We start from the raw sequence: 15,880 nt of genomic DNA on the forward strand, positions 1-15,880 counted from the left end.
TTTTATGGTATACTTTTGAAAAGGCCCTAACGTTTAAAACGGCGGGTTAGTATGGCTTGCGCTCATTTGTGCACAACGCTCATTAAACTGAATTAAGGGAGTTAGATTATATGGCAACAACAGAAAAGAAACCAACATTTTATATCACATCACCAATTTATTATCCATCCGGACGGCTGCATATTGGTAATTCATACACAACGATTGCGTGTGATGTTTTGGCACGTTATAAGCGATTACAGGGGTATGATGTCTTTTATTTAACCGGCACAGATGAACATGGTCTAAAAATTGAACAAAAAGCAGAGGAAATGAATATTAGTCCCCAGGAATACGTTGACAGCATGGCGGCCGACGTTAAAAAGTTGTGGAAATTACTAGAAATTTCTAATGATAAATTTATCCGAACAACCGATGACTACCACGTTAAGGCCGTTCAAAATATTGTTGAACAGTTGATTAAGCAAGGTGATGTTTATCTAGGTGAGTACGTGGGCTGGTATTCGGTTTCTGATGAAGAATACTTCACAGAATCACAGTTGGCCGAGGTTTACCGGGATGCTGCTGGTAAGGTTATTGGTGGTAAAGCACCAAGTGGCCATGAAGTTCAGCTAGTTAAAGAAGAGTCTTATTTCTTCAAAATGAGCAAGTACGCTGATCGGTTAGTTAAGTATTACGATGAGCATCCTGATTTTATTCAACCAGTTTCACGTAAAAAGGAAATGTTGAAGAACTTTATCGAACCGGGGCTGGAAGACTTGGCAATGTCACGGACAACTTTTAATTGGGGAGTGCCAATCAAGAGTAACGATAAGCACGTGGTTTATGTTTGGGTCGACGCCTTATTAAACTATATAACGGCTTTAGGTTACGGGACCCCTGATGATCACTTGTTTAAGAAGTATTGGCCGGCTGACGTTCAATTAGTTGGTAAAGAAATTGTTCGTTTTCACACAATTTATTGGCCCATTATTTTAATGGCCCTTGGTTTACCGTTACCAAAGAAAATCTTTGGCCATGGTTGGTTGATGATGAAGGACGGTAAAATGTCTAAATCTAAGGGTAACGTTGTTTATCCAGAAATGTTAGTTGAACGTTATGGGCTTGATGCTTTGCGTTATTATTTGATGCGAGCAATTCCGTTTGGCAATGATGGTGTTTTCACGCCGGAAGATTTTGTTGCGCGGATTAATTATGATTTGGCCAATGATTTAGGTAATTTACTTAACCGTACGATTGCTATGATCAACAAGTATGATGATGGTCAAGTTCCGGCTTGGGTGGATAACGGGACTGATTTTGATGCCGATCTGACTAAGACTGCTAATGAAGTGTTGCAGAAATACGATGACAACATGACTGCGCTGCATTTTTCGGATGCCTTAGATGAAGTCTGGCGTTTAATTAGTCGGGCTAATAAATATATTGATGAAACAGAGCCGTGGAAATTAGCTAAGGATCCAACCCAGAAACCTGCCTTAGATAGTATTCTTGTTCATTTGGCGGAAACTTTACGGATAGTTGCTTTGCTATTGCAACCGGTTATGACGCATGCACCAAAGGAAATGTTCCAGCAATTAGGCTTAGATTTTGCCGATGATACAGCGAAAAAGTTAGTTTACGGCAATTTCCCAGCAAACACTAAGGTTGTTGCTAAGGGAACACCGATTTTCCCACGATTGGATATGGACGCTGAAGTTGCCTATATTCAAGAACAGATGAAAAAGACGGTTGGTACCAACAAAAAAGATCGTTCAGTAGCAAAGACCGCCACTTGGGATCCCGCAACAACGGAATTGAATCTAACCAAGAGCAAGATCAAAATTGATGATTTTGATAAAAATGAACTTAAAGTTGCGGTAATTAAGCAAGTCCAAAAAGTTGAAGGCGCCGATAAATTATTACAATTTCGCTTGGACGCTGGGGATAATCAAGATCGGCAAATTTTATCAGGAATTGCCGAATACTATCCTGACTTTGAAAAGCTCGTAGGTAAGCACGTAATAATCGTTGCTAATTTGAAACCACGTAAAATGCGCGGTCAGCTGAGCCAAGGCATGTTACTTTCGGCTGAGCATGAAGGTAAGGTTCAATTAATAACGATTAGCGAGTCGATTCCCGCCGGTGCATTAATTAGTTAATTAGGAAGAATAGCAGCTATTTTGAAGAGTGATCAGTAAACTGGATTTGGTTGTGGAATAGAATTTGCAGAACCACGTCAGTGCTTTTATACTGAAGAAAACTTATTTAAAATGGCGGCTATTCTTTTTTGTTCTAGAAAGAGAGATAAAAAATGCAGATATTTGATTCACACACACATTTAAATGATCAAGCGTTTGCTGGGAAAGTACCAGAATATATCAAGCGTGCTCAAGATCTAGGCGTGACAAAAATGGCAATTGTCGGCTCTGACGCAACCTTGAATCAAGGAGCACTTGATTTGGCACATCAGTACGCCAACTTATACGCCGTGATTGGTTGGCACCCAGAAGAGGCGTTAACTTATAATCAGCAAGTTGAGGATCATTTAGTGACACAACTCCAGGATGACAGAGTGGTCGCCCTAGGTGAGATTGGCCTAGATTACCATTGGGATAAGGAGCATCATGAACAACAACGAGCAATTTTTACTCGCCAAATTGAACTTGCTAAGACGTTACACTTACCAATTTCAATCCACACACGGGATGCTTTTGAAGATACCTACCGAATTTTAAAAGCGGCCGATATTCGAGATATTGGCGGAGTTATGCATAGCTTTAATGGTAACGCCGAATGGTTACAAAAATTTCTCGATCTTGGTTTAATGATTTCTTTTAGTGGCGTTGTTAGTTTTAAAAATGCACCTGAAGTACACGAGTCCGCTAAATTAGTACCGGCTGATCGCTTTTTAGTTGAGACGGATGCCCCATATTTAACACCAGAACCACATCGTGGCGAACAAAATCAACCGGGGTACACACGCTACGTTGTTGAAGCAATTGCAAAATTACGGCAAGAGGAAGTTACCACAGTGGCCGCGCAAAGTTACCGTAACGCAAGCCGATTTTTTGGAGTAGTGGCCAATGGTTGAGGAAAAAATCAAAGAAATTATTGTAGTTGAGGGACGTGATGATACACGGCGCCTACAGCAGGTTGTAAATGCTGATACGATAGAAACCAATGGCTCAGAAATTAGTGACGCCACGTTGACTGCTATTGCCACGGCCCAAAAGCGGCGCGGTGTGATTGTGTTTACCGATCCTGATTCGCCTGGAGAAAAAATCCGTAAAACGATTTCGGCTCAGGTTCCTGGTATCAAACACGCTTTTTTGTCTCAAGGGCAAGCTCAGCCGGAAAAACATAAAAGTAGCTTAGGGGTTGAACATGCTGGCAACAAAGCCATTAAGCACGCTTTAGCGCATTTATATACGCAAATGCCAACTACTGCTAAGCCCATTATTTCGCGGCAGGTCTTACAGGCAATGGGATTGACGGCAGGTCCGAACGCAAAGGATCGACGGCAACGGCTGGGAAATATTTTACAAATTGGTTATACCAACAGCAAACAACTATATAAACGGCTACAGTTATTTCAGATTAGTGAAGCCGAGTTTGCGGCCGCGATGAAACAAGTTCAAAAAGATAGTGATTTAAGTGAACAAAAATAGACCAAATAGAACTTAGGAGGGCCATGTTTCGCGTGCACGGTTTTCGTGCTAGAAGAATGGACATCCTCCGGAAATAGGATTTTGCGGCTTGATGCAAAATAGACTAAATAGAACTTAGGAGGGCCATGTTTCGCGTGCACGGTTTTCGTGCTAGAAGAATGGATATCCTCCGAAAATAGGATTTTGCGGTTTGATGCAAAATAGACCAAATAGAACTTAGGAGGAAAATAATGGCAGAGGATGAACGGCCGATCGGCACTCGCAGTCGTACGCGGGAGATTTTAGATACTTATGGTTTATCGTTTAAAAAAAGTCTTGGCCAAAACTTTTTAACTGAACCAGCAATTTTAAATGAAATTATTACTACGGCCGATTTAACTACGACGGATGATGTCATTGAAATTGGACCAGGAATCGGTAGCCTAACTGAACAATTGGCGCAACGTGCTCATGAGGTTCTCGCGCTAGAAATTGATCAACGTTTGATTCCGATTTTAGCGGATACGTTAGCCGCCTATAAAAATGTAACGGTGATTAATCAGGATGTATTAAAAAGTGATTTGGCGACACTCGTTCGTGACCATTTGGATGGAAAGCACCAAATTAAGGTAGTTGCTAATTTACCGTATTACATCACGACGCCTATTTTATTGCGGTTATTAGACAGTGATTTGGATTTCACACAAATTGTGGTAATGATGCAGCGTGAGGTTGCGGAACGTTTGGCCGCTGATTCGGGAAACAAGGTTTATGGCTCATTAACGGTTGCCGTTCAGTACCGAATGCAGGTTGATATTGCCCATATTGTGCCAAAGACAGTTTTTGTACCACAACCTAATGTTGATTCGGCGATCGTTTCACTAACCAAGCGAACAGATTGTACGGAAAGTGCTAATGACTTTAAGGCTTTTTCACGATTGGTCAAAGGGAGCTTTGCTAAACGGCGTAAGAGTTTGTGGAATAATTTACTGGCGCTCTATGGGAAGGATGAATCTACCCGTGAGCACTTGACGGCGGCCTTAACGGCGGTTGATATTAGTCCTGGTAAGCGTGCTGAACAATTAAGCATTACTGACTTTGTCCGTTTGGCAAACGCAATAAATTTGTAACTGCTACTAGAAAATTCATTGGGATATTTAAGTTGCAACGAAAAACGGCTTGTGGTATAATTGCAAATTTTGTAAAATCGTGTTATACTAATATTCATCTTAAGAAGAGGTGAAACGAATGCCAATTACACTAGCGAGCATTAAGGAAAATCTCGATAGCAAAGTCGGACAAAAAATGATGGTCGTTGCGCAGGCTGGACGCAAGAAAATCACTAAGCGAAAAGGAATTCTTCACGAAACTTATCCTGCAGTATTTGTTGTAGACTTAGATCAAGAAGAAAATTCTTTTGAACGTGTTTCATATAGCTATGCGGATCTTCTTACAAAGTCTATTGAAATCAAGTTCGATGATGATAAGCAAAACGTTGCATCGTAAATAAAAATTTAAGTGAGTGATATTGCAGTCTGTTAGGTTGTTTGGCCTAGATTAGCGACTGCTGTTGCTTATTTTTTTTGCTCTTTTTATTTACTGAAAAATCAGTATAATAAGAAACAAATTAAAAACGGCTTGGGGCAAAGCAATGATTACGGAGAAGGCGGCGGCCAAAATACGCCAATTTGGGGTCGATGTCGGTAGTAGCTCAACTATTTTTAGCTTATGTAATAAACAATTTGGGCCCAACACATTTACAACAGTATGCGCGGTTTTTGCCAGGAGGTTTACCTAGTTCACTCCTTACATTAAAACATTGATGGGATTAAATGGTCTTACTGCTTCTTTTTAATTCAAATTTCGGTTGATTTCTAATTATTTCCGAACAATTTAGGCTAATTTGGGTAAATCGCTAGTTTTTTAAGAATAATATCTTTATAATGAGTAAGCAAACTTTTTGAAAATGAAAATTGAGGTGTACTTATGAAGATCAGAAGAAGTGAACGGTTGATTGATATTACTCATTACTTACTGGAAAGACCGCATACGTTGATTCCGCTAACTTTCTTTGCAAAGCGCTACGAATCTGCAAAATCATCGATAAGTGAAGATTTAGGCATTATCCGCCGAACCTTTGCAACACGGGGGACAGGGATTCTTGAAACGGTACCTGGGGCCGCAGGTGGTGTCCGTTTTATTCCGACAATTAGTGAAGAAGAAGCAAAACAATTTATTACTGAAATGACAGTGCGTTTGGCTGAACAAAGTCGTTTGTTACCTGGTGGTTACGTTTATTTGTCCGATTTACTTGGACAACCAGAAGTGTTGCGCCAAGTTGGACGTCTAATCGCCACGCAGTATGTCGATCAAAAGATTGATGCAGTTATGACAGTTGCGACTAAGGGCGTGCCCATTGCTCAAAGCGTTTCAATGTACTTAAATGTTCCTTTTGTTATCGTTCGACGGGATTCAAAAATTACGGAAGGTTCAACGGTAAGTGTCAATTACGTTTCTGGTTCATCAGAACGTGTTGAAAAGATGGAATTATCGAAACGTAGTCTACCGCGTGGCGCACGAGTACTGGTTGTGGATGACTTTATGAAGGGTGGCGGTACAGTTAACGGTATGCGCAGCCTGATTACGGAATTTGAAGCTGAATTAGTTGGTATAACCGTATTTGCTGAATCAACCTTTGATGGTCCACGGGCGATTGATGATTACACTGCGTTATTATCAGTAGATAAAGTAAACAGTCAGAGTGATACTATCCACGTTAAGGCGGGTAATTATTTACAACGCGCATTTAAACATTAAAAAGTTTGAGGGTGATTAAGTGGCCAGCTATTTGTTTCCCATTAAAATGGCTTTACTTGTTTTTCCACCGCTTGCGTTGGTTATTACAATACCGTTCTTGGTATTACAGTATCGGCGTTACGGTGCGTTAACTTTTTGGCGTGCTTTTGTGCTGTATACATTTGTCTTTTATTTATTGTCGGCCTATTTTCTAATTATTTTACCATTGCCAACACGGACAAGTGTGGCGCTGTTAACCACGCCAAAGTATAACTTACAGCCGTTAATGGTGTTTCGCCAATTCTTTGATAACACAGTATTACAGCCATTACACCCAAGCACTTATTTACCGGCCCTAAAGCAACCAGGATTCACACAACCGTTTTTTAACCTTGTACTAACGATTCCCTTTGGCATTTACCTACGTTATTACTTTCAACGTTCGTTAAAACAGACGATTTTACTATCCTTTTGTTTAACGTTATTTTTTGAAACCACGCAGTTAACTGGTTTATATGGTTTGTACGTCCGGCCTTATCGGCTATTCGACGTTGATGATTTATTAATAAACACATTAGGTGGCATCTTGGGCTATTTCTTAGCACCAATTTTTATTAAGCTATTCCCATCGTATTCAGATATGAGTATTGCTGATTCAAAAAAGGGAAAACGGGTAAGTTATACCCGTCGGTTTATTGCCTTTATTATTGATTGGGGTATTGTTTTAATGGCCACGGTTACTAGTGTTGTCGCTGTTCACCGGCTGCTAGGTATTTTTGGACTGAGACAATATCTAACTGGTATCTACATTGTGATGGTACTTGGTTATTTTGTCTTAATTCCGTTACTTACTAATGGAATGACAATTGGAAAATGGTTCGTCCGAATTCAAATGGTGAGTAATAAGGCCAAGGCAACTAGTATTACGGTAGGTCAATTGTTAGTCCGCCAAAGCGTTCTTTACCTGGGAATTTTACCGGTGTTTGTTTACTGGTTTCCAAGAATGGCCCGGGCGGCATTACATGCACCTTACCGCCAGGTCGATTTTTATTTATTGCTAACTTTGGTAATGGCTATCTTGGCCGCCGTCTTTTGTGTTCACGTTTTAGTGAGTATGTTGTTTCATAATGATCGGTTAATTTATGAACGATTAAGTCATACTAAACAAATTAGTACCGTTACAACACAGAATCGATAAAAATGACCAGCAAGTATCTACGCTTTTAGCGAGATATTTGCTGGTCGTTTTTTTGCGGATATTATTGGTTATTTGTTTGCTTTTCGCCGGTTGTTCGATTACCCAAGGCAAAGAACACAGTGGCCAGTAATATACTGCACACACAAAGTAGGAAGACTAGTTGGTAGGAGCTAGATTCAATAATTGTGGCACCAACTAAAGGACCAACTGCGCGGCCCGCCGAAGCAAAGACGTTGACAAGACCTTGGTAACGTCCCTTTTGGCTTAAGGTCACACGTTGATCAACGTAGGTCGAAACAGCAGGTAGTGCTAGTATTTCGCCAATCGTTAAGACGCCCATTGCTAAAATAAAAAGGTGGTATGATTTGGCGATTAAAAGTAAGGCAAAAGACGATGCAAAGAGTGTAAACCCAAGGTACATTCTACCGTGTAAATGCTTTAGTAAAAACTGATCGAAATAAGTTAAAATTGGCTGTAATAAAACAATTAAGACGGCGTTAAATGTCCAAAGAAGGCTGTAATCTTTAACGGTCATTTGGTGGGCAACCATGTAGGCGGCAATATTGCTTTGCCACTGTTCGTAGGCCACCCAAGTAACGAATAAGGTAAATAATAGCAAAAAGATTTGGTGTTGACTGCGTCGATTGAGTACTTGAGTTGCGGCCTTTGCCCTATTAATTGGGTTCTTAATTGGATCAACGCGGTAGGTAATGGCGGCAACAATTAAAAATAGCGCGAATAAACTGAACGCTAAGACGAAAATGTAGGTAATACCATAGGGTAAAATGAAACCAACTATCAACGTTCCTAGGACAAGGCCTAAGTTATTTGTAAAGTATAAAAGGTTAAAGACATAGCTAGCTGGTCGTCCGGCCACAACCGTTGCAAAAGAATTAATGCAAGTGGCCACGATTCCGTTTCCCAAACCAGATAAAATTAGAAATAGTGGGTAGGCGGGCCAACCGTGGAAGAAGATCAAAAAACCAGTGGCGATCGTAGCCAAGCTAATACCACAAAGCGTCGTGTAGTAACGATTCCAACGATCGAATAAAAGGCCGCCAAGGTAATTACCGATGATCATAAATAATGAATCGGCAAATAAAACAATTCCGGCCGTAGTTAAACTTTCGTGCAAGTATTCATGCATGTAAATTGTTGTTAGTGGCCAAATAAAACTAATCCCAGTGTTGGTGATTAGCGATCCTAATAGTAGCCATTTTAAACTTAGCGTCTTTTTCTGCACTACTCTAATACCTCCCCAACTTTTAATAGCTATTTTTGGCGAACCAGGCGCACACCTATCAATGACGTTGTCTATTGCAATTGCCAAGTAAGTTTGGGCCATTATTGGTATTCCCTAGGCTATGTTTGAAAAATGCTTTAACTAGTATTTCCCTGACTAATTTGGTGTAACCGTGTTTGAAAAAGCAGATTCCTGTGGTGACCGAAACGAACTTAGTCGCGAGCAGTTATGGACTTTGTAACTGTGCTCCTTGGCAAATTTTGCCACAAGAATAGATAACATTCGAGGCAGCAAAAGTTATTTGCAAATAACTAGCCATACTTGCGAAGTAGTAGTTGAACGGACAACGTCTGGACATCAAAATTATTAGCGCCTTAGGTTGCGCTTCAGACTTTGGTTTATCCAAGTCCAATCGACATTGTCAGTAATGCCCGGAACCTGGTGCTTTTTCAAACACTTCCTAAAGTATGAGCCGCGTGTACCTGAAGGCTCCTCCAATCAATCATTATAACTGACTGGAGGAGCCGTCCGCTACGTAATAAAGAACATTCTCATCTGAAGCTTATTTTCAAACACACGCTTGATCGTATTTTAAAATTACTTTTGTGTAACAAAGCTAGTTTTAATTGAATTTACGTTTATATTAGAAGTTATAGATTAATTATTAAATTAAGGGGGTTTGAGGCCCATGGATTGTACTTATTGTCAAAGGGAAGATTTTGTTTTAGAAAATAAACTAGCCGGTGCCTTTTTTTCGGATAAGCCACGAGCAAAAGGTGATATGTTAATTATTCCTAAGGCACACGTTGAGAATTTTGTTAAGCTAAGTCCGAAGCAAAAGGCAGCAATCGATCAGCTAATTTTTTTAACTAAGAAATACCTTGATCAAAAATACCAGCCAAGTCACTATAATCTTGTTGTACCAGAGGAAGATAAAATTACGGCACCGAAGCACCTTTACATTAATTTGGTACCCGGCTATTAAAAATCAATAAGTTTGACCTAGTACCTTGTTGCTTTAATTTTTCTAGGATATGATAAAGAAGTAAAATAATGAATTGGATAAGAATGGAGCGTTTTTAATGATGTCTCGGTACACAATAATTCTTGCGGCTGGTCAGGGTACGCGCATGAAATCAAAGTTAGCCAAAGTATTGCACCCAGTTTGTGGTCGGCCAATGGTAGATCACGTTTTAACGCAGGTTGAGCAGATTAATCCGGACAAAGTGGTTACGATTGTTGGCCATGGTGCCGGTGAAGTTGAAGCGGCGTTAGGCAAACGAACTGAGTACGTTTTACAGGCAGAACAAAAAGGGTCTGGCGATGCTGTATTGCGCGGGGAACCAGTGTTAGGCGATCTAGATGGTATGACCCTAGTCGTCAGTGGTGATACACCGCTGCTCACTGCCAAGACTTTTGAGCAACTCTTTGAGTACCATAAAGAAAAGGGTGCTAAGGCAACTGTTTTAACTGCAGTTGCGGATGATCCAACTGGCTATGGCCGGATTATTCGGAATGATTTAGGTGTTGTTGAAAAGATTGTTGAACAAAAGGACGCTAGTAAAGAAGAAGCAGCAATTAATGAAATTAATACCGGTGTTTATTGCTTTGACAACAAAACATTATTTGCTGCATTGCATGAGGTTGGTAATGACAACGCCCAAGGTGAGTATTATTTAACCGATGTTATTGGAATTTTGAAGCAAAAAGGTGAAATTGTTTCGGCTTTTAAAATGAAAGATTTTGAAGAATCCATGGGCGTCAATACCCGGGGAGCGCTTGCTAACGCAACACGGGTGATGCAGCGCCGGATCAACGCCGAACATATGGCCAATGGTGTCACGCTAATTGATCCTACAACGACGCGGATTGATATTGGGGTTAAGATTGGTGCCGACACAACAATTGAGGCCGGTGTATTGTTAAAAGGACAAACAGAAATCGGTGAAGATTGCTACGTTGGTTCACACTCAGAATTACGTGACGCTAAGATTGGTGCTGACGTGACGATAACCAGTTCAACAATTGAAAAATCGGTTATGCATGCCCACAGTAATATTGGCCCAATGAGTCATCTTCGGCCTAACTCAGAAATTGGCGAATACGTTCATATTGGGAACTTTTGTGAAGTTAAAAATGCTCAGATTGGCGCTTACACGAAGGTCGGGCACCTCACTTACGTTGGCGACGCAACTTTGGGTCAACACATCAACGTTGGCTGCGGCGTTGTCTTTGTTAATTATGATGGTTTGGATAAACACCACACAGATGTTGGTGATTGGGCATTTGTTGGTAGTAACGCTAATGTTGTGGCGCCGGTTAAGGTTGCCGATCACGCCTTTATTGCGGCTGGATCAACGATTACGGCCGATGTTGATTTTCATGATATGGCCATTGCTCGTGCCCGACAGGTGAACAAACCAAATTACTGGGATAAATTACCACATGAGCCAGAAAATTAGGCTTTCATGAAAATAATATTAGTTTTTTAACTGACGCTTGATTTGTTGTTGTAAATTGAATATCATTGGAACTGAGTGTTTTACTCGATAAACAGTGAATTATTTGGTGATTTGTTGAAGCGCACTAAAATTATAAATGGAGGCTCTTATGTCAGAACATTATTTTGATCCGAAGCTAAAAATCTTTGCTTTGAATTCTAATAAGCCATTAGCGGAGAAGATTGCGCAAGAAGTTGGTGTTGAATTAGGCAAAACAACTGTTACTAAGTTTAGTGATGGTGAGATTCGGATCAACATTGAAGAAAGTATTCGTGGTGATCAAGTCTACGTTATACAATCAACATCGGCACCAGTTAATGATAACCTAATGGAATTGATGATTATGATTGATGCATTGCGCCGCGCATCGGCTGCTTCAATCAATGTTGTTATTCCTTATTATGGTTATGCTCGGCAGGATCGTAAAACACGTTCCCGGGAACCAATTACGGCTAAGCTTGTTGCCAATATGTTAGAAATGGCCGGAGCCACGCGAATTTTAGCTTTAGATTTACATGCGGCACAGATTCAAGGATTTTTCAATATTCCAGTTGATCATTTGATGGGAGCGCCCTTGATTGCTGACTACTTCTTAACACATGGTGTTGATAAGGATGCCGTTGTTGTTTCACCTGATCATGGTGGCGTAACGCGGGCACGTAAGCTAGCTGAATTTTTAAAGGCGCCATTAGCAATTATTGATAAACGCCGTCCACGAGCCAACGTTGCTGAAGTAATGAACATTATTGGTGACGTTAAGGGTAAGAAGTGTATCTTGATTGACGATATGATTGATACGGCCGGCACGATTACTTTAGGTGCTCAAGCTTTGATGGATGCTGGTGCAACCGAAGTTTATGCCAGTGCCACACACCCCGTTCTTTCTGGTCCAGCGATTCAACGAATTTCTGATTCCGCAATTAAGCAATTAGTTGTGACGGATTCAATTCAATTACCAAAAGAAAAATTAATTGATAAAGTTGTCCAAATTTCAGTTGGCCCATTGATGGGTGATGCGATTAAACGTATTCACGAAAATAAGCCAGTTAGTCCATTATTTGAGAATAAATTTCATAAAGATGCTTAGCGAGTGTTTGGAAAAACGTTTAGATTCAGAGCACGTTTGGGCCAAATCATTTAGTAAATACTAGCAAAAGTAATCTGCAAGCATGACTTGGTTTGGAGCGTGTGTTAAGTACATGCGAGACTATGTAAAAATAGGTTTAAGGTACGCTCTAAGTAATTAAATAAAAGTAACGGCAAGCGTGGAACGAAAATTAATTTTCGTTCCACGCTTTTCTAAAATTAAATTTAAAACCCTAGTTTTTGCCTTGGCTGGGCTTGGAAAATTCCTTTACTAGTACTTACCTGATTAAGTTAGTGTGAACGCTTTTCCAGGCATTCCTTAGCGTTAATATAGTAGTGGTGAGTTAGTGATTAAGGAGGAGAGAATATGTTACTAAGGTGGTTAATTATTTCGATTATTTTATTGCTTGGTTTAACTCGGTATGATCGCCGCCTCCTGCTTAATGGCTATCTTGTGGTTTTAATTGGTGGTTGCCTGATCTGGATGGGGTATGCGGCTAGTCCACCTTTTTTTAAAAATGGCGGTCTAGTGTTAATTCGCATAGTCAGTTATTTAAGTGTTGGCGCAATTGGTTGTGGCATGCTATTTTTAAGTTATCGTTTGCATTTAAGCAAACTTCAACGTTGTTTGTTATTTAGTGCTGGTTGTTGGCTAATTGTGACGATTATTTTTAGTTTTACCAATTCAGTCGGCGTAAAGCTATCGTGGCTGATTATTGGCTATTTTGCTGTTGGGTTTGTCGCCTACCTTGCGGGGACGTTACTGGATATTATTTCGTTTAAAAGGCCGGCAACACCATACCTATTGGTTCTGGGCTCAGGGTTACGCCGTGATGGCTATGTTTCGCAAGTTTTACAGTGGCGGTTAGATCGGGCGGTTCGGCTATACCAGCAACTTACCATTAAACCTAAAATTATTGTTTCTGGTGGACAGGGCAGCGATGAACCACGTACAGAGGCCGCCGCGATGGCCGAGTATTTGCAGCGGCATAAAATTCCTAGTAAGCGAATTATTCAAGAGGTAAAGGCAACGTCAACTTTGGAAAATCTTAGTTATACCAGGCAGTTGATTTCCGGTGATTTAACAATAATAACTAGTAATTTTCATATTTTTCGAACTGGATTATACGCCCGCCGATTACGTATTTCCTGTCAATTGGTGAGTGCACCTACACCACCTAATTATCTATTGTGGGGGACTTTGCGGGAATACGTTGCTTTAGTTGCTATGAATCGCTGGTGGCATTTAGTTATCGGCCTTTCGTTGCTTATCGTTGGTGGATTTTTACTTAGGTAAGTAAACTAGTTTACAAAATATGGTCTAATAATTAGGACCTAAGAAAAGCTGGAGGCACAGGAGTGGAACAAAAGTCGGTTTGGCATGTGAACCCAGACTTTTGGCGCGCATTCTGGAGTAATACTCGGAAATAGTAAAAGGCCAGGACTTTTGTCCCAGCCTTGTAACGACAACTTTTGTGCTGAGTTTAGGTTGTGTTTGGAAAATGACTTCATTAGCTTCTCTTCGGCCAATTTAGTGGAAGCACCTTTTCAAACACTCTATGACACTTTATACTTCCTGCGATTTAACGATTTTGCTACATCATTCGGTTTTGTCTGGTGTGACACCAGGCGTGCCACTAGTTGTTGTTTTACTGGCTAAAAGATCGCGAATTTCTTTTAAATAAAGTTCTTCTTGAGTTGGTTCGATTGTTTCTTCTTGTTTCTCATGGCCGGACATTGTTTGTACACGTTTCAGAGCCTTTATTAATAAGAAAACAATAAAGGCAATGATGATGAAGTTAATAACGTCGTTCAAAAATGAACCAACTTTGAATTCGGTTTGGCCAACGTTAACGACCCAACTGGATAAATCTACTTTACCAACGACTAATGCTAAAATTGGGTTGATCAAGTTAGTTGTCAGTGATTTGACAATGGTAGTAAAGGCACCACCTATAATAACCCCAACTGCTAAGTCCATTATGTTACCGCGCATAATAAAATCACGAAATTCTTTTAACATACTTGCCCTCCTTGGATAACAATTATCTTATACGGAACCTATCTCTATTATACAAATAGATAACAGCAGCACAAAATTTTTGCTTAATTTCAATGGCGATTTCTGCCGTTCAGCAGAGGTTGGCTTGAAAGCTAACCCAACATAGATTAGTATGAAGCGTAGACTTTTAAAAAGTGAGGAAAATATAAAAATGATAAAAACAACCATTTACGGCTTAACTAAGAAAGAACTTCTTCAGTGGTTCCTTGATGCCGGTGAAAAAAAGTTCCGGGCAACTCAAACCTGGGATTGGCTTTATAATAAGCGGGCTGCTAGTTTTGAAGCAATGACAAATTTGTCAAAGGCGACAATAGCTAAATTAACGGAGAGCTTTTCGTTCAATCCACTGACACTAGTGAAAGAAAAAGAACAACAGGCAGCAACTGATTATTCATTTCAATTGGCCGATGGCGCTAATATTACAACGACTTTAATGCACCATGATTATGGCTTGTCTGCTTATGTTGCTAGCCAGGCTGATGACGATGATGAACGTAATTTGTCCACTGGCGAATTAGTTGCTCAGGTAGTAACTTTGCAACATTATCTGGATGAAAAGGAAACTGACGAACGAATTAGCCATATTATGGTGATCGGTCAGGAACCACTGGCAGATCTTACAAGTGTGCTAGGCTTTCTAAAAATTGTTAACGATCAGGCGGGGCTTGAAATTGGTGCCCGCCATATGACGGTGACGACTAATGGGTTAGCTGATAAGATTCAAAGGTTTGCTAACGTTGACCTTCAAGTTAACTTGGCAATTACTTTAAATGCACCTAGTAATGATTTGCGCAGTCGCTTGGTACCAACCAACCGGGATTGGAGCCTGGATAAGTTATTTAACGCGGTTCACTTTTACGTTGATCGGACTAACCGGCGGATTACGTTCCAATATGTAATGCTGAAGGACGTCAACGATCAGCCGGAAGATGCCTTACAACTAGTTAACCTACTAAAAGATATTCATCATTTGGCTTACGTTAATTTGATTCCTTATCAGGCACTTGAGGATGATAGCCGTTACGCAGCTAGTTCACGCAATCGCCAATTGGCCTTCTTTGATGTTTTAAAAAAGCAAGGTATTAATACGGTGATCAGAAACGATTACAGTCCAGAATTAATGTTGGCAATTAAACAATTAAAGTAAACGCGATCTGAAAATAAGTTTATGGTCAAAAAAACGTGGTGTGCTCGAACAGCTAATAGTTGCTCGGGGACACCACGTTTTTTTGAAATACTTCTTAATTAATGATTATCATTTGGGTGAGTAATCTTCCCAAGTAGAAGTGAGTTAGTTATAATGAGAACAATTAAATAGCTTTAGTAATGTAAAAATGGACACTAGAACATTAAGGAGGCTTGATC

At 40.3% G+C, this 15,880-nt stretch carries 14 protein-coding genes; 12 read left to right on the forward strand and 2 right to left on the reverse strand.

Going from position 1 to position 15,880, the window contains the following annotated elements:
- Positions 1-110 precede the first annotated feature (110 nt).
- From metG to AYR53_RS05620, 7 genes are all read left to right on the forward strand, one after another.
- Positions 111-2,141, forward strand: coding sequence for a methionine--tRNA ligase (gene metG / locus AYR53_RS05590; RefSeq protein WP_068225586.1), 2,031 nt, complete (start codon positions 111-113; stop codon positions 2,139-2,141).
- Positions 2,142-2,293: 152 nt separating this feature from the next.
- Positions 2,294-3,073: a TatD family hydrolase gene (locus AYR53_RS05595; protein WP_068225585.1), complete on the forward strand. Its 780-nt coding sequence runs from the start codon at positions 2,294-2,296 to the stop codon at positions 3,071-3,073.
- Entirely contained in the window at positions 3,066-3,650 is a 585-nt protein-coding gene (gene rnmV / locus AYR53_RS05600; protein WP_068281179.1) for a ribonuclease M5, read from the forward strand. Before AYR53_RS05595 ends, rnmV begins: the two co-directional genes overlap by 8 nt.
- A 230-nt stretch (positions 3,651-3,880) precedes the next feature.
- Entirely contained in the window at positions 3,881-4,759 is an 879-nt protein-coding gene (rsmA, locus tag AYR53_RS05605; RefSeq protein WP_068225583.1) for a 16S rRNA (adenine(1518)-N(6)/adenine(1519)-N(6))-dimethyltransferase RsmA, read from the forward strand.
- Positions 4,760-4,877: 118 nt separating this feature from the next.
- Positions 4,878-5,135, forward strand: a complete 258-nt coding sequence (locus tag AYR53_RS05610) for a Veg family protein (RefSeq protein WP_068225582.1) — start codon at positions 4,878-4,880, stop codon at positions 5,133-5,135.
- 480 nt (positions 5,136-5,615) lie between these two features.
- Positions 5,616-6,446, forward strand: a complete 831-nt coding sequence (gene purR, locus AYR53_RS05615) for a pur operon repressor (RefSeq protein WP_068225581.1) — start codon at positions 5,616-5,618, stop codon at positions 6,444-6,446.
- A 19-nt stretch (positions 6,447-6,465) separates the two neighbouring features.
- Entirely contained in the window at positions 6,466-7,623 is a 1,158-nt protein-coding gene (locus tag AYR53_RS05620) for a VanZ family protein (RefSeq protein WP_068225580.1), read from the forward strand.
- Positions 7,624-7,684: 61 nt separating this feature from the next.
- Here the strand turns inward: AYR53_RS05620 and AYR53_RS05625 are convergent, their stop codons facing one another.
- Entirely contained in the window at positions 7,685-8,866 is a 1,182-nt protein-coding gene (locus AYR53_RS05625; RefSeq protein ID WP_068225579.1) for an MDR family MFS transporter, read from the reverse strand.
- 688 nt (positions 8,867-9,554) lie between these two features.
- Here AYR53_RS05625 and AYR53_RS05630 point away from each other — a divergent pair.
- The 4 genes from AYR53_RS05630 to AYR53_RS05645 all read left to right on the forward strand — a co-directional run bounded on the left by AYR53_RS05630 (position 9,555) and on the right by AYR53_RS05645 (position 13,750).
- Positions 9,555-9,851 carry an HIT family protein gene (locus AYR53_RS05630; RefSeq protein WP_068225578.1) on the forward strand — a complete coding sequence of 99 codons (297 nt, stop codon included), beginning with the start codon at positions 9,555-9,557 and terminating at the stop codon, positions 9,849-9,851.
- A 97-nt stretch (positions 9,852-9,948) separates the two neighbouring features.
- Positions 9,949-11,328, forward strand: a complete 1,380-nt coding sequence (glmU, locus tag AYR53_RS05635) for a bifunctional UDP-N-acetylglucosamine diphosphorylase/glucosamine-1-phosphate N-acetyltransferase GlmU (RefSeq protein ID WP_068281178.1) — start codon at positions 9,949-9,951, stop codon at positions 11,326-11,328.
- 148 nt (positions 11,329-11,476) lie between these two features.
- On the forward strand, positions 11,477-12,454 hold the full coding sequence (locus AYR53_RS05640) for a ribose-phosphate diphosphokinase (RefSeq protein WP_068281177.1): 978 nt from the start codon (positions 11,477-11,479) through the stop codon (positions 12,452-12,454).
- Positions 12,455-12,820: 366 nt separating this feature from the next.
- Complete coding sequence (locus AYR53_RS05645; protein WP_068281176.1) at positions 12,821-13,750, forward strand: YdcF family protein; 930 nt, start codon at positions 12,821-12,823, stop codon at positions 13,748-13,750.
- A 303-nt stretch (positions 13,751-14,053) separates the two neighbouring features.
- On the opposite strand, the gene mscL is transcribed toward AYR53_RS05645, so the two are convergent.
- Entirely contained in the window at positions 14,054-14,476 is a 423-nt protein-coding gene (gene mscL / locus AYR53_RS05650; RefSeq protein WP_068225574.1) for a large-conductance mechanosensitive channel protein MscL, read from the reverse strand.
- 190 nt (positions 14,477-14,666) lie between these two features.
- Between mscL and rlmN the strand changes: the two genes are divergently transcribed.
- Entirely contained in the window at positions 14,667-15,662 is a 996-nt protein-coding gene (gene rlmN / locus AYR53_RS05655) for a 23S rRNA (adenine(2503)-C(2))-methyltransferase RlmN (protein WP_068281175.1), read from the forward strand.
- Positions 15,663-15,880: the final 218 nt, after the last annotated feature.

Source organism: Loigolactobacillus backii, assembly GCF_001663675.1.
In the GTDB taxonomy this organism is placed as follows: domain Bacteria; phylum Bacillota; class Bacilli; order Lactobacillales; family Lactobacillaceae; genus Loigolactobacillus; species Loigolactobacillus backii.